The organism is Comamonas testosteroni TK102, assembly GCF_000739375.1.
GTDB classification, from domain to species: Bacteria; Pseudomonadota; Gammaproteobacteria; order Burkholderiales; family Burkholderiaceae_C; genus Comamonas; species Comamonas brasiliensis.
Genome location: NZ_CP006704.1, coordinates 4177153 through 4191543 on the forward strand (window position 1 = coordinate 4177153; position 14391 = coordinate 4191543).

Here is a 14391-nt window from a genome sequence, read left to right on the forward strand (position 1 = left end):
CTCAGTCCAGACGGATGGAGGGACGCAGCCGCGCATTCATCAGGTCGATCAGCCACAGCAGGCCACCGCGCCAGAAGCCGTAGAGCCGTGCCTGGTGCGAGCGGTACAGCATGATGTGGCTGAGCATGGCCATGCGGCCACGGATCACCCCGCCGTTGAACAGGCCGAACTTTCCCAGCGAGCCATAGGCGTCGTAATGCGCGAGGGACACCAGTGCGCCGAAGTCGCGGTAGGCAAAGCCTACGGGTTTGGCACCGGGACGCTCCAGCACATGGGGCAGGGTCTCGATCAGATAGCGGGCCTGCTGGTGGGCCACCTGGGCCGTCGGCGGCAAGGCCTCCTGCTTGCCCGGCAAGGTATAGCTGGCGCAGTCGCCCAGGGCATAGATATCGGGATCGCTGGTCTGCATCTCGTCATTGACCAGCAGCTGATTGCTGCGCGTTGTCTGCAAACCCAGCTGCATCAGAAATTCCGGCGCCTTGACCCCGGCAGCCCAGACACGCAGGCTGGCGGGAATCAGCTCACCATTGGCCAGCTCGAACCCTTGCTCCGTCGCACGGCTGACACGGCCGCCGACGACTACGGAAACGCCCAGGGCCTGCAGCCGCACGCGCGTGGCTTCGGAGATTTCTTCGGGAAAGCTGGGCAGCAGGCGCGAGCCTGCCTCGATCAGCACGATGCGGAACTTGGCCGCCTCGCCCAATGCGCCGTAGGCCGTGGCACTTTCTGCAAGCTGGACAAGCTCCGCCGCCAGCTCAACCCCCGTGGCACCGCCGCCCACGATCGCGACCTGCAGCTGCTCGCCGCTGGTCATGCAGCGCACCATGCGCAGCCGGATTTCCTGGTTGAAGGCATCGGCCTTGCGGCGCGAGTCGATCATGAAGCAATGCTCATGCACGCCGGGCGTGCCGAAGTCGTTGGCACCGCTGCCCACGGCGATCACCAGCTTGTCATAGGCCAGGCGCCGTCCCGCCACGAGCTCGCGACCATCGGGAGCATAGATGGGGGCCAGCAGAATTTCGCGCGCCTTGCGGTCAAGGCCGCACATTTCGCCGGGTTGGTAGGCAAAGTCGGCATCGCTGGCCTGGGCCAGATACGTGGTCTGCTGCTGGGCCAGATCGCGGGTGCCCGCGGCAATCGTGTGCAGCATGGGCTTCCAGACATGGGCGGAGTCGCTATCCACCAGCGTCACCGTGTCAATGCTTTCGCTTTTGAGCTTGCCCAGGGCAGTGGCCACCTCCAGCCCCGCCACGCCACCGCCCACGACCACGATGCGGGCCCCATGTCCATGGTGTGGAGGCTGAGGCTTTCGAGCTTGCCGCTCCTGGGATTCGGTGACGGGCTGCTCGCCCTGCTCTGCTTGATTGACTGCGTTTTCCATGAACGACCCTGACTCTGCGTCTGTTGTGACCGGAGGCCAGAACATCTCAAGATGTCTGGCACGCATTGATTGTTCTTCAATTTTTATAGCATGAAACTCAATATGGACAAGGCAAATACTGATGATATATATCTTTTATAAGACTTGAGCAACATGGCCGCAAGCCTGGTTTTAAAAGCTTTCAGTTTTCTGAACCACCCTCGCTGCAAGCAATGCCGATCAAGCATGGCGCGCTATCAACTTCTTGAGCACCATGTCATTCGGCAGAGGCTTGAAAACCTGAGCGATGAACCGCGCCTGTCAAGCAGCGGCAAAACCGCTGCTTCAACCATGCAATTTGAGTTTGTCAATATACGAAACGTATACCGGCCTTATGATGCTCGGCCATGGGAATCGTCAAAATTTCAGACCAGTTGCACGACCAGATTCGTGTCTCCAGCGCGGCCCTCGGCCGCTCCATCAATGCCCAGGCCGAGCACTGGCTGCGGGTAGGCCAGTTGGCCGAGCATCACCCCCAGCTCAATTACGAAGGCATCTGCGCCCTGCTGCTGCAGCAAGCCGAGCGTGAGCTGCAGCCTGTCCGCGCGCATGAAGCCGACGCCGCCGTGCGCCGTCCCCGTCCGGTGCGCCTGGTGGGAGGCATGCAATGAAGCGCGGCAAGCAGAAAGTCGTGCCCATTCATGACGCTACCGACATCTATCTCTCGCGCAAGGCCGGCGGCCTGGCCGCCAAGGTGCTGGCCATGCTCACGCCTCATGTGCAGCCCGGCGTGAGTACCGAAGAACTGGACAAGATCTGTCACGACTACATCGTCAACGAGCTGAAATGCACGCCCACCAATGTGGGCTATTACGGTTTTCCCAAGACCGTCTGCACTTCCGTCAACCACGTGGTCTGCCATGGCATCCCCGATGCCAAGCAAGTCCTCAAGGACGCAGACATCATCAATGTCGACGTCGCAGTGACCACGCCCGAAGGCTGGATCGGCGACACCAGCCGCATGTACTACGTGGGCCAGCCCAGCAATCTGGCCAGGCGCCTGGTCAATACCACCTATGAGGCCCTGGTGGCCGGCATTCGCGCAGTCAAGCCCGGAGCCACACTGGGCGACGTGGGCCATGCCATCCAGACCGTGGCCCAGCGCGAGCGCTTTTCCATAGTGCGCGAGTACTGCGGTCACGGCATCGGCAAGGTCTATCACGACGAGCCTCAGGTGCTGCACTACGGCACGCCCGGCCAGGGGCTGGTGCTGCAGCCCGGCATGATCTTCACCATCGAGCCCATGCTCAACGCCGGCAAGGCCGCCACACGTGAGCTGTCTGACGGCTGGACCGTGATTACCAACGACAAATCGCTGTCCGCCCAGTGGGAGCATATGGTGCTGGTGACGGAGACCGGGTTCGAGGTGCTGACGCCCTGGCCCGAAGGTACGGGCGAGTACCCCGCCATCTGATCCGGCGAGCACTGGCCTTGCACAGCGCCCCAGGCGATGTGCGCATAGCCGCTGGATTTTGGCAATAGCGGCCAGAAGCCTCCCGGGGTCTTGGAGCCGGTCTGGAAACAGCCCGGCTCCGGCCGCACTACAGTGCCCGGAATGACAAATTACCTGTATCTGGGCCTGGCCATCATCTGCGAGGTGATTGCCACCTCCTTTCTCGCCAGGTCGGAGGGCTTCTCCAAGCTCGGCCCCACCGCTGTGGCCCTGGTGGGCTATGCGATTTCGTTCTATCTGCTGTCGCTGACGCTGCGCACCGTCCCCACGGGCGTGGCCTATGCAATCTGGTCCGGCGTGGGCATCGTGCTGGTCTCGGCCGTCGCCTATTTCTGGCAGGGTCAGAAGCTCGATGCCCCGGCTCTGGCCGGCATGGCCATGATTGTGGGCGGCGTGCTGGTGATCAATCTGTTTTCAAAGACCGCCGGTCACTGATCGTCATCGCTGCCGAAGTCATCTGCCGACTGCGTCAGATCCTGCAGCCACTGCATGCTGGCACGCAGCTCCTCGGGCCGGATCTCATGGGCGCCCGGATACTCGTGATAGCTCAGTTGCAGCGGCAAGGAGGCCAGGCGGTCACGCACCGCATGGGCGCTGGTCAGCGGAATCACATTGTCATAAGTGCCGTGGCTGACCCAGGCCGACTTGCCCTCAAAAGCGGCAGCGGGCGCGTGCAGCGAAGCGATCTCGGGCAATAGACGGCTGTGCCAGACCAGTGCGGCACGCAAGGTCTGGGGCTGCGTCAGCAACTGGCTCAGGCTCATGATGCCGCCCTGGCTGAAGCCTCCCAGCACCACCCGCTCGGGCGGGATGTCCAGCTGCTGCGCGGCCTGCTCCACCGTCTGCTGCAGCAAGATGCGCGCCTGCTGCTCCTGCGGCACATTGATATGGCGCGTGCCATCGGCATCCACGGTGAACTGGAACCAGGCGTAGGCGCCCATGCCCATGGCAAAGGGCGCGCGCAGACTGAGCACATGAAACTGCGGCGGCACATAGGGCACCAGACCGAACAGGTCCTGCTCATTGCTGCCCACGCCATGCATGAGCACCAGCAGCCAGGCAGGCCGACCGGCGGCAAGCTGCGCGGGCCGCTCCAGATAAGTCAAAGGCAATGTGCTCATGGATAACTCCTGAAGCCAGCACAGAATTAGGTAAGAAAACAGGCTGTAGCGCTTTTGCATTCTGCGACTGCAGCTATCAAAAACAATATAGCGCAGACCCGCAGGCGACGACGGTGCCGCCTCTGCCCGAGACACTGCGCACAGGCTTTTTGATACAACTGAGCGACGCAGGCGTGGCTTTGCCGCTACACAGGCTCAGTCCTGCACCCTCCCGCGCAGGGCCTTGATGCCGGAGCGCAGATTTTTTCCCTGCAAGCGCCTTTGCTGCGAGCCCCAGGTCGGCTTGGTCGGCTTGCGTGGACGTGGCGGCCTCGCAACCGTGGCCACCAGCGCATTGAGGCGCTGCAGTGCATCCCAGAGGTTGTGCTCCTGCGTGCGGTATTTCTGAGCCTTGATGACCACCACCCCATCGGTGGTGATGCGCGAATCGCCGAGAGCCAGCAGGCGCTGCTGCACATCGGGCGGCAGACGCGAGGCCCGGACATCAAAGCGCAGATGCACGGCGCTGGCGACCTTGTTGACATTCTGGCCGCCCGGCCCTTGAGAGCGCACGGCGCTCCATTGCACATCGGCCTCGCTCAGCTCGAAGGTGGCAGCCTGGCTCACGACAAGACCTCCTGCAGCGCGGCGCAGAATGCGGTCGGGTCCTCGTGCTGGGCCCAATGGCCCACGCCTCGCATCACCTGCCAGTCCAGCGCCCCCTGGCACTGGCGCTGCATCAGCAGATGCAGCTCGGCCAGGCAGCCGGCATACAGAGGGTCATGCTCGCCATAGATCGCCGCCACCGGCACTTTGACACGGGTCAGAGCCCGAGCCAGCACATCGGTGCGCGACAGCCGTCTGCGCGGCAGCCGGTCACGCGCCACATTGAGTGCATGCAGAGCCAGCGTCTCTTCATCGATCAGCGCCGCGTCATGCAGCATGAGGGCCGCGATATTGTGGCGATGGGCCTGCATCTGCGCCTCCAGCCCCGGCAGATGACGCCAGCCCAGCAGACGCACGCTGCGTCCTTCGGTCATTCCCATGCCTGGAGCGCCGACCACCACCAGCTTGCGGGCCAGTTCAGTATGCTCGGCGGCCAGCAGACCGGCAGTCATGCCGCCAAAGGAAAAACCGACCAGGTCACAGACAGGGCCCGCGCCGGCATTGCCCAGCAGTTGCCGGATGCCATAGGCCAGGGGCTCCAGCATGGTGTCCACATCCATGCCCCCGGGCACGCCATCGGATTCGCCAAAACCCGGCAGATCGGCCAGCCATAGACTGTAACCAGCCTCGGTCAAGGGCTGAATCACGCGCAACCAATGCGTCCAGCTGCCGCTGCCGCCATGCAGCAGCACCAGCGGCAGGCCGCGCTGCGCCACCCCGGCCGGGGGCTGCCAGCCATGCCAGACCATCGAGCCGCTGTCGGCGGCTTCGCAAAGCCGGGTCTGCACGCGCTGCGCCGTGGCCTGCAGCCGGGCAATCGCAGGCGGTACGTCGACACCCAGCTCCTGCGAGACCTGGTCCAGGGAGCAGGCTGCTTCAACCGCCGATGTCACCACTGCGCCACCGCATCGATGGCCAGGCCGTAGCCGGCCACGCCAAAACCGCACATCACGGCGCGCGCCGTGGCCGACAGATAGGAATGATGGCGAAAGCTTTCGCGCGCATGGACATTGCTGATGTGCAGTTCCACCAGCGGCACGGCCGTGCCCTTGACGGCATCGAGAATCGCCACACTGGTATGGGTATAGGCGGCGGCGTTCATGATCAGGGCCTGCAACTCCCCCTTGGCGTGCAGCCGGCCTGCCTCGTGAATCCAGTCCACCAGCTCGCCCTCATGGTTGCTCTGGCGGAACTCCAGCTTCATGCCATGGCGCAGGCAAGCCTCCTCGCAGAGCTTCTGCACATCGGCCAGCGTGGCCGAGCCATAGATGGCGGGTTCGCGCATGCCCAGCAGATTGAGATTCGGGCCATTGAGGATATAGACGGTTTTCACGGAAGCACTCTCCTGATTCTTGGGGACTGCCCCGGATTATGCGAGCGCGGCACCCGGCCTGCTGGCATAAAAAACGGCTGCCTGGGCAGCCGTCTGTGATGCAGAGTCTTTCAGAGACTCTGCGATCGATGCCATCAACGATAGTGATGATGATGGCGATGACCACGCCAGCGCGGGCCGCCACCGTAGTAGACCGGGCCGGGCACGACCATCACGGGTGCGGGGCGATACACGGGGGGCGGCGGCGCATAGTAGACCGGTGCCGGAGGCGCATAGTAGACGGGGCGTGGCGGCATGTAGACCGGAGCCGGCGCCACATAGGGCGTGGCGTACACGGGAGCGCCGACACCCACGGCCACGCCGGGCACGCCGATGCCGACCGACAGGCTGACGCCGCCATGCGCCTGGGCGGCTGCGGCAGCCATCAGGCCGGCAATAGCGATAGAGCCAGCGGCAAGCAGCCTGGCCATGCGGGGGGAAGTTGTTCTGGACATCACAATCTCTCCTCTGTTTATGAGTCACCGAGGGCAGACCTGCAGATCTGTGCAGCGCCTTCGGCCCTTGGGGATATAACGTTTCAGAGTCCCGTCAGGATGGCATGGTTCCTCCAAAACATTGTGTCCAAATGCACACGAGGCAAGCTGCAGTGTCCGCAGATCGACATGAGGTCATGGCAGCCGGCCTAAAATGGTGCGATGAGCTCTGCTGACGCCTCCAAATCCAACAACTCCGCCCCTGAAGCGGTCAAGCCCACCAACTTCCTGCGCCAGATTATCGAATCGGATCTGGACAAGGGCACTTATGCCACCCGTCACTGGGGCGGCGCGCCTGGCGATGCCCAGCATCACCAGAGCGGCCAGGTCGACGAAGCCAAGATCCGCACCCGCTTTCCGCCAGAGCCCAACGGCTATCTCCACGTGGGCCATGCCAAGTCCATCTGCCTGAACTTCGGTCTGGCACGCGACTTCGGCGGCGTCTGCCATCTGCGCTTCGACGACACCAATCCGGAAAAGGAAGATCAGGAATATGTGGACGGCATCATCGATGCCGTGCGCTGGCTGGGCTTTGACTGGAAGGATGCCGACGGGCATGAGAACCTCTATTTCGCCAGCAATTACTTCGACTTCATGTACCGCTGCGCGGTCTACCTGATCGAGCAAGGTCTGGCCTATGTGGACGAGCAATCGGCCGACGAAATGAAGGCCAATCGCGGCGACTTCACGCGTCCCGGTGTGAACAGCCCCTTCCGTGACCGCTCCGTGGCCGAAAACCTGCAGCGCTTTGCCGACATGAAGGACGGCAAGCTGGCCGATGGCGCCGCCGTGCTGCGCGCCAAGATCGACATGGCCGCGCCCAATATCAATCTGCGCGACCCGGCCATCTATCGTGTGCGCCATGCCGAGCACCACAACACCGGCAACCAGTGGTGCATCTACCCGATGTATACCTTTGCGCACCCCATCGAGGATGCCTACGAGCACATCACCCACTCCATCTGCACGCTGGAGTTCGAGGATCAGCGCCCCTTCTATGACTGGCTGCTGAACCATCTGCGCGAAGGCGGTCTGATCGATGCCCCCCAGCCCCGCCAGTACGAGTTCTCGCGCCTGAACCTGACCTATGTGATCACCAGCAAGCGCAAGCTCAAGCATCTGGTGGACAACCAGTTCGTCACCGGCTGGGACGACCCGCGCATGCCCACCGCGGTCGGCCTGCGCCGCCGCGGCTACACGCCTGAGTCCATCCGCAACTTCTGCGAACGCATCGGCGTGACCAAGGACTACGCCTGGATCGACTACGGCACGCTGGACGGCTGCCTGCGCGAAGACCTGGAAAACAAGGCCCACCGCGCCATGGTCGTGCTGGATCCGGTCAAGCTCGAACTCAGCAACTGGGCCGAGGTGTTTGGCAGCGCCGAACATCTGGAGGACTGCCACCTGCCCGCCCTGCCCCACGCAGCAGAAGGTGAAACCGTGCCGGAGCGCCGTTTCACCCTTGGCCGCGAAGTGTGGATCGAGCGCGAAGACTTTGCCGAAGTGCCGCCCAAGGGCTACAAGCGCCTGTTCCCCGGCAACAAGGTCCGCCTCAAGGGCGGCTATGTGATCGAATGCACGGGCGCCGAAAAGGATGCCGACGGCAATGTAACCAGGGTGCTGGCCACCGTGGTACCCGACACCAAGAGCGGCACACCGGGCGCCGACAGCGTCAAGGTCAAGGCCGCCATCACCTGGGTGGGCGTGGCCGACGGCCTGCAGGCCGAAGTGCGCATGTACGACCGTCTGTTCACCGACCCGCAACCCGATGCCGGCGGCAAGGATTTCCTGAGTCTGCTGAACCCCGACAGCCTGAAGGTGGTCACCGCCTATGTGGAGCCTTCGCTCAAGGCCGCCCAGGCTGATGACAAGTTCCAGTTCGAGCGTTTTGGCTATTTTGTGGCCGACCGCAAGGATCACCGTAGCGACAAGCCCGTGTTCAACAAGATCACCGGGCTCAAGGACAGCTGGGGCAAGTAAACGCGCCAGCCAGTTTCAGCAAGGCTGCCAGGATTCACTGGCAGCCTTTTTTATTGCGCAAACCGCTGCGGCATTTATCCCGAGAACAGCCATTCGGTTCTCCGACCAGGAAATGGATGGCACCCCTAAACCCTGGTTACATATTGAAATAAATACCGTCGGTATTGATTTTCAATACTCGATAAACATTTGCATAAAATGTTCTGAAATTCAGAGCATTTGATTATTTTCTTTCTAGAATCCTGCTCACCGCAACATTACCAATCCGCAATTCATTCGCGGATTTTTTATTTTCATCAAAGGTCAAGAATGAACAGAAAAGCAGGAGCAGGCATTGCAGCGGCCGTCGCCGTGATCGTGGCAGGAACACTGGGCACCAGCTATTACATGGGCGGCAAGCTGCAGCAAAGCTTTACCGAAGGCCTGGACAAGTGGAGCGAGCATGGCGTGAAGATTCAGGTCACCAGCTATGACCGCGGCGCTTTTTCTTCCACCGCCAATACGGTATGGACCCTGGACAGCGGCGACGAGCCTGTCCAGTTCACCGCCGAGCACAAGATCAGCCACGGACCGCTCCCCCTGGGCCATGCCGCCGAGATTCACACCAGCTTCAATCTGCCCGAGAATGCAGACCCGGAGCTGAAGACTGCGCTCAATGGACGCTCTCCGCTGGAAGTCGACACCAAGGTCGGCTGGGGCCGCAGCAGCTCCAACGTCATGACATCGCCGGCCGTGAGCAGCAAGATCAAGGACAGCGAAATGAACTGGGGCGGCATGAGGATCGTCTGGGACATGCCCGCCGACATGAAGGCCGCCAGGGGTACGGGCAGCTTCGCCGGCCTGCAGTTCAAGGACGAGGAAGGCAGCGTGACGCTGGACAAGGCCGATATGCGCTTCGACATGAAGCAGCCCCCGGGCCAGCAGTTCTGGACCGGCCCGTTTGCCATGACGATTGCCAAGATTGCCGCCACCAAGCAGGAAGAGGAAGGCAAGAGCTCTGCCAGCCACTTTGAAGGCATCACCATGGATTCGGACACCATCCTCAAAGGCGAGGTGGTGGAAATGACGCTCAAGACCGGCATCAAGACCGCCAAACTCGAAGACAAACAGGCTGATGACCTGGTGCTGGACATGGCGTTCAACAATGTCGATGCCAACTGGATCAACCAGGTCGTGGAAATGAGCAAGCGCAAGAACCCGCTGCTCGGTGCCGCTGGCGAAGCCGGGGACGATGAAGACGCTGACGAACAGCAAAGCGGCGATCTGCGCGAGAAAATGCTCAAGTCGCTGACACAGGCGCTGGCACGCCAGCCCGTGATCGAACTCAAACGCCTGTCCATGCGCACCCCCGACGGCGTAAGCGAGTTCGCGGCTGCCGTTCAGTATCTGGGCGATGGCGAGAAGATGGGCACTCTGCTGCAGGACCTGAAGGTCAGCCTCAAGGCCGATATGCCCAAGCCCTTCATGGAAAACATGATGCTCTCGCGCAGGCGCTCCAGCCTGCTGGCCGTGTTTGAAGGCGAGAGCGAGTACAAGCCCGAAGATATCGAGGAAGCCGCCAAAGCCCAGACTCAAGCCAGCCTGGAAATGCTCAAGGAGCAAGGCATCTTCGAAGACAAGGACGGCAAGATGCGCACCGAGATCGTCTATGCCAAGGGTGAATTCCAGGTCAACGGCAAGCCGCTGGACGCCATGGGCACGAGCACACTCATGGGCACCATGACCGAATGATGTGACCGGCGTGCTGCTTCGCGGATCGCTCCAGGGCCTGCCTCGCGCAGGCCTTTTTCATGGAGAAAAAATCGCCCCGGGCGTGGAGATACAGGCGAGAAACCGCCCTCTGCATGCTTTGCCCAAAGTTTTTGTTATTTCAGCCTTTAAGCCTTACCTACACTACGGAAGAAGCTATCAAAATCTACATTTTCTCTTGGAGCATGGCCTGCCGTCATTCGCTTTATTTGCTTACAACACTCTGTCAACAACGGCTCAATACTGGCGTTAAAACAGCATCCGCCAAAGCACCGTGATTTGCACGGTGCGGCGCAAGGAGCGTCAGATGTCGCATTTTCCCAGGACCCGGCCCGAGCAGCCGGGACTGCAGCCAAACATGGCCGCCCGCCTATGGCATCCGGGCATGATTGCCCTGGCCGCTGCCATGGCGCTGAGCGCCTGCAACGACAAGGACTCGCCGATCAAGGCGGACAGCACGCCGTCGGCCTCGGCACCGGCCGCCATGTCCGATGCCCCACAGCCTCAGCCCGCAGCCTATGTGCCACCCGGTGTTGACGCGCTCTACCGGATGGTGGCGCCGATTGCGCTGTACCCGGACAAGCTGGTGGCCCAGATCCTGGCCGGTGCCACCTATCCAGACCAGATCAGCGCCGCCGAAACCTGGCTGGGGCAGAACCCCGGACTGCAGAAGACGGCGCTGAGCAATGCCGTCAACGCCCAGAACTGGGACCCTTCCGTCAAATCATTGACCCAGTTTCCCAACGTGCTGGAACAGCTGGCTTCCAACCTGCCCTGGGCCACGGCGCTGGGCAAGGCCTATTACAACGATCCCTCGGATGTGATGAACGCCATACAGGTCATGCGCAACCGGGCCTACAAGGCCGGCACGCTCAAGACCTCCAGCCAGCTCAAGGTCAACCGGACATCCGCGCCTGCCGCACTGGCCTATACGCCTGGAGCCGTGGTCACACCGCTGCCCGACCCGGTCATAGAGCCACCGGAGCAGTTCATTGAAATCAGCCCCTCCCAGATGGATACGGTCTACGTTCCTCAGTACGACCCCGCTGCGGTCTATGGCCAGCCGCTGCCCGTATATGGCGGCTACCGCCATGTGGAGGTGCCGCCTGCGGCTGCCGTGGCCGGCGTGCCCGTGATGGCCGGCCTGCTGGGCTTTGGTGCCGGAATCGTGCTGGCCGGGTCCATGGACAGGCATCCGTCCTGGGGCTGGAATGCCTGGAATATGCATTGGGGCGATCCTGAAAGGCCCTGGCGCCACGGCGAGCGCCCCCCGCCCCCGCAGGCCCGTCCGGCCGTGGTCTACAACAACACCACCTACATATCGCAGTCGCGAACCGTGGTGCAGAACATCCATCGCACGGACAACACCTACATCAACAACATCCATGAAAATGCCGCAGGCGAGCGCCGCGAGCCGGCCGGGCAGCCCCAGACTGCAGGCCTCGTTGCAGCGCCGGGCACGATGGCTGCGGGCGCAGCAGCCGGAGCTGCCGTCGGTGCCGCCGCCATGGCAGCCGGTGGCCATGGCCTGAACCAGCGCCAGCCAGCACAGAGCCCACTGGCTACACAGCTACAGGGCAGGCCGGGCTTTGCCCTGGGACCCAGCCAGGCTCCAGGCGGGCCACGCGCGTCCAATGACAATGCCTTGATGCCGCCGCAAGACCCGCATGATCGCCAAGCTGCCATGGCGGAGAAAGCCATGCAGCAACGCCCACAGGAGCCAACCCGGCGCCAGCAGGCAATGCAGCAGCAGCCTCCTGTGCAGGAGCAACCGCAACGCGCCCAGGAGCAGGCCCAGCGCCAGCAGCCAATGCAGCAAGCCCGTGAACAGCAAGAGCATCGGCAACAGGCACAGATGCAGCAGATGCAACAGCAGCACGCCCGGGAGCAGGCTCAACGCCAGCAGCCAATGCAGCAAGCCCGTGATCAGCAAGAGCATCGGCAACAGGCACAGATGCAGCAGATGCAACAGCAGCAAGCCCGAGAGCAGCAGGAGCGCCAGCAGCAAGCCCAGATGCAACAGATGCAACAGCAGCACGCCCGGGAGCAGGCTCAACGCCAGCAGCCAATGCAGCAAGCCCGAGAGCAGCAGGAGCGCCAGCAGCAAGCCCAGATGCAACAGCAGCGCGCCCGGGAGCAGGCCCAGCGCCAGCAGCAAATGCAGCAAGCCCGTGAACAGCAAGAGCATCGGCAACAGGCACAAATGCAGCAGATGCAACAGCAGCGTGCCCAGGAGCAGGCTCAGCGTCAGCAGCAAATGCAGCAAGAGCGCCAACAGCAGGCCCAGATGCAGGCTCAACAGCACCAGGCCGAGCAGCAGGCGCGCATGCAGGCGACGCGCATGCAGGCGGCGCGCGCCGAAGGCCGCTCGCGCGGGGATCGCGAGCACCGCTGAAACGCCGCTCGCCCTCATGCCAGGCCGCCTGCCACACAGGCGGCTTGTGAGTGCGCGGCCTGCACGGCTGTATAAACAAGGCCATGCGCTTTTGCGCCACTCACTGCAGCAGGTCTTCATGTACAACCCCAGCCATTTCAAGGTCGACGACCCCACCGCCCTGCATGCCCTGATCCAGGCTCACCCGCTGGGTTGCCTGGTCACCCAGTCCGACGCGGGACTGGATGCCAATCACCTGCCGTTCGAGTTGCTGCAGGACGAGGATGGCTTGCTGCGCCTGATCGCCCACGTGGCACGCGCCAATCCTGTGTGGCAGCAGATCCGGGACGACAGCTCGGTGCTGGTGATCTTCCGTGCCGAGCAGGCCTATATCTCTCCCAGCTGGTATCCCAGCAAGCACGAGACCCACGAGCAGGTCCCGACCTGGAACTACCGTGTGGTCCATGCCCATGGCCGCATCAGCGTGCGCGATGATGAGAAGTTCGTGCGCGGCGTGGTGGGCCGGCTCACCCGCCGCCACGAGGCCAGCAACAATGCCCAGACCCCATGGAAGATGAGCGACGCTCCGCCCGACTATCTGCAGCGCATGCTCGGCGCCATCGTGGGCCTGGAAATTAGCGTCGACCGCCTGGAAGCCAAGTTCAAGCTGAGCCAGAACAAGCAGCAGCGCGACCGGCTCGGTGCAGTCCAGGCCCTGGAGCAGCGGGGACAGCTGGACCTGGCCCGGAACATGCGCCAGCCCTGATCGCGCTGCCGGTCTTCAAGGCATAGCCAGCGTAAAGCTCACATGCCTGTATCGCCATTAGCTCCGCTATCGATAGCAATACAGCACAATGCCTGCACAACCCGATAAGCACCATGCCGACCGAAAAACTTACCAGCCCCTCTCTCCCGCCCGAACGCCGTCGCCTGCTGCAAAGGATGGCGCAAACAGCGCTGTTTGCCGCCGCACCGGCCTGGGCAGCACGCAGCGCCAGCTCGGACAGCGCGCTCTGGCCTCAGGACAGCCGGGTTCCCGGCGGCGTCGCGCGCCTGTCGCTGGGCCCGGCTTCCGCACGTCCCCTGGTCACGGCCGCTGAGGCCGAGGTTCTGGTGGTGGGCGACATGATCGAGTGGACCGCACTCGTGGGCATACCGCTTGCAATCACACCGGGTGAGCAAAGCGTTGGCGTGAAGACCGATGGCCGTTTGCGCACCATGAGCTTTACGGTGCGCGACAAACAGTATGTGGAGCAACGCCTCAAGGTCTCACCCAAGACGGTGGATCTGTCTGCCGAAGACAATGCCCGCTACGAACGCGAGGCCGCCCACCTGAAGACCGTGATGGCCACCTTCACCGAGCCGCCGCCTTCCGGCAGCCTGCACATGCGCGTACCGGTGCCGGGCCGCCGCTCCAGCAGCTTCGGCCTGCGCCGCGTCTTCAACGGCCAGTCACGCAATCCACACAGCGGCATGGACATTGCAGCCCCCACGGGCACGCCGGTGCGTGCACCGCTGCCCGGCAAGGTGATCGATGTGGGCGACTATTTCTTCAACGGCGGCACGGTCTGGCTGGACCATGGCGGTGGCCTGCTCACCATGTACTGCCACCTGAGCCAGGTGGATTGCAAACCGGGCGACCAATTGCAGACAGGCGATGCCTTCTGCAAGGTCGGAGCCACCGGCCGCGTGACCGGTCCCCACCTGCACTGGAGCGTGATGCTGAACCGCGCCATGGTGGATCCGGCGCTGTTCATCTGAACGGATCTCGCCGACAAAAAAG

At 62.8% G+C, this 14391-nt stretch carries 14 protein-coding genes; 8 read left to right on the forward strand and 6 right to left on the reverse strand.

Going from position 1 to position 14391, the window contains the following annotated elements:
• Position 1: 1 nt before the first annotated feature.
• A complete protein-coding gene (locus O987_RS18875) occupies positions 2-1381 on the reverse strand; it encodes an NAD(P)/FAD-dependent oxidoreductase (RefSeq protein WP_043374021.1) in 1380 nt (459 codons plus the stop codon).
• A 386-nt stretch (positions 1382-1767) separates the two neighbouring features.
• On the opposite strand from O987_RS18875, the gene O987_RS18880 reads away from it, so the two are divergent.
• From O987_RS18880 to O987_RS18890, 3 genes are all read left to right on the forward strand, one after another.
• The gene (locus O987_RS18880) at positions 1768-2031 is read left to right on the forward strand and encodes a ParD-like family protein (protein ID WP_003053294.1); all 264 of its coding nucleotides are present in this window, start codon (positions 1768-1770) and stop codon (positions 2029-2031) included.
• Entirely contained in the window at positions 2028-2834 is an 807-nt protein-coding gene (map, locus tag O987_RS18885) for a type I methionyl aminopeptidase (RefSeq protein WP_003053293.1), read from the forward strand. Before O987_RS18880 ends, map begins: the two co-directional genes overlap by 4 nt.
• A 141-nt stretch (positions 2835-2975) precedes the next feature.
• On the forward strand, positions 2976-3308 hold the full coding sequence (locus O987_RS18890; protein ID WP_003053292.1) for an SMR family transporter: 333 nt from the start codon (positions 2976-2978) through the stop codon (positions 3306-3308).
• Here the strand turns inward: O987_RS18890 and O987_RS18895 are convergent.
• The 5 genes from O987_RS18895 to O987_RS18915 form a co-directional block, all read right to left on the reverse strand.
• Entirely contained in the window at positions 3302-3994 is a 693-nt protein-coding gene (locus O987_RS18895; RefSeq protein WP_043374024.1) for an alpha/beta hydrolase, read from the reverse strand. The two genes, O987_RS18890 and O987_RS18895, sit on opposite strands and share 7 nt — an antisense overlap.
• A 195-nt stretch (positions 3995-4189) precedes the next feature.
• Positions 4190-4600, reverse strand: a complete 411-nt coding sequence (gene arfB / locus O987_RS18900) for an alternative ribosome rescue aminoacyl-tRNA hydrolase ArfB (RefSeq protein WP_003053290.1) — start codon at positions 4598-4600, stop codon at positions 4190-4192.
• Positions 4597-5535 (reverse strand): alpha/beta fold hydrolase, encoded by a 939-nt coding sequence (locus tag O987_RS18905; RefSeq protein ID WP_019043063.1) that lies wholly within the window; start codon positions 5533-5535, stop codon positions 4597-4599. The genes arfB and O987_RS18905 overlap by 4 nt, the downstream gene beginning before the upstream one ends.
• Positions 5529-5972, reverse strand: a complete 444-nt coding sequence (gene aroQ / locus O987_RS18910) for a type II 3-dehydroquinate dehydratase (protein WP_003053288.1) — start codon at positions 5970-5972, stop codon at positions 5529-5531. The genes O987_RS18905 and aroQ overlap by 7 nt, the downstream gene beginning before the upstream one ends.
• Positions 5973-6106: 134 nt before the next feature.
• Positions 6107-6442: a hypothetical protein gene (locus tag O987_RS18915; RefSeq protein ID WP_043374028.1), complete on the reverse strand. Its 336-nt coding sequence runs from the start codon at positions 6440-6442 to the stop codon at positions 6107-6109.
• Positions 6443-6667: 225 nt separating this feature from the next.
• Here O987_RS18915 and O987_RS18920 point away from each other — a divergent pair, with 225 nt between their 5' ends.
• The 5 genes from O987_RS18920 to O987_RS18940 all read left to right on the forward strand — a co-directional run bounded on the left by O987_RS18920 (position 6668) and on the right by O987_RS18940 (position 14369).
• Entirely contained in the window at positions 6668-8485 is a 1818-nt protein-coding gene (locus tag O987_RS18920) for a glutamine--tRNA ligase/YqeY domain fusion protein (RefSeq protein ID WP_043374030.1), read from the forward strand.
• A gap of 309 nt (positions 8486-8794) precedes the next feature.
• Complete coding sequence (locus O987_RS18925) at positions 8795-10216, forward strand: YdgA family protein (RefSeq protein WP_043374033.1); 1422 nt, start codon at positions 8795-8797, stop codon at positions 10214-10216.
• A 325-nt stretch (positions 10217-10541) separates the two neighbouring features.
• Positions 10542-12629 carry a DUF3300 domain-containing protein gene (locus O987_RS18930; RefSeq protein ID WP_043374036.1) on the forward strand — a complete coding sequence of 696 codons (2088 nt, stop codon included), beginning with the start codon at positions 10542-10544 and terminating at the stop codon, positions 12627-12629.
• Positions 12630-12747: 118 nt separating this feature from the next.
• Positions 12748-13374 (forward strand): FMN-binding negative transcriptional regulator, encoded by a 627-nt coding sequence (locus O987_RS18935; protein ID WP_043376657.1) that lies wholly within the window; start codon positions 12748-12750, stop codon positions 13372-13374.
• Positions 13375-13487: 113 nt separating this feature from the next.
• Positions 13488-14369, forward strand: coding sequence for a M23 family metallopeptidase (locus O987_RS18940; protein WP_003053281.1), 882 nt, complete (start codon positions 13488-13490; stop codon positions 14367-14369).
• Positions 14370-14391: the final 22 nt, after the last annotated feature.

Coding starts and splice junctions, on each gene's coding strand:
- O987_RS18935 (WP_043376657.1), top strand. CDS start 12,748: ATGTACAACCCCAGCCATTTCAAGGTCGACGACCCCACCGCCCTGCAT.
- O987_RS18940 (WP_003053281.1), top strand. CDS start 13,488: ATGCCGACCGAAAAACTTACCAGCCCCTCTCTCCCGCCCGAACGCCGT.
- O987_RS18930 (WP_043374036.1), top strand. CDS start 10,542: ATGTCGCATTTTCCCAGGACCCGGCCCGAGCAGCCGGGACTGCAGCCA.
- O987_RS18915 (WP_043374028.1), bottom strand. CDS start 6,442: ATGGCCAGGCTGCTTGCCGCTGGCTCTATCGCTATTGCCGGCCTGATG.
- map (WP_003053293.1), top strand. CDS start 2,028: ATGAAGCGCGGCAAGCAGAAAGTCGTGCCCATTCATGACGCTACCGAC.
- O987_RS18890 (WP_003053292.1), top strand. CDS start 2,976: ATGACAAATTACCTGTATCTGGGCCTGGCCATCATCTGCGAGGTGATT.
- O987_RS18875 (WP_043374021.1), bottom strand. CDS start 1,381: ATGGAAAACGCAGTCAATCAAGCAGAGCAGGGCGAGCAGCCCGTCACC.
- O987_RS18880 (WP_003053294.1), top strand. CDS start 1,768: ATGGGAATCGTCAAAATTTCAGACCAGTTGCACGACCAGATTCGTGTC.
- O987_RS18920 (WP_043374030.1), top strand. CDS start 6,668: ATGAGCTCTGCTGACGCCTCCAAATCCAACAACTCCGCCCCTGAAGCG.
- O987_RS18925 (WP_043374033.1), top strand. CDS start 8,795: ATGAACAGAAAAGCAGGAGCAGGCATTGCAGCGGCCGTCGCCGTGATC.
- O987_RS18895 (WP_043374024.1), bottom strand. CDS start 3,994: ATGAGCACATTGCCTTTGACTTATCTGGAGCGGCCCGCGCAGCTTGCC.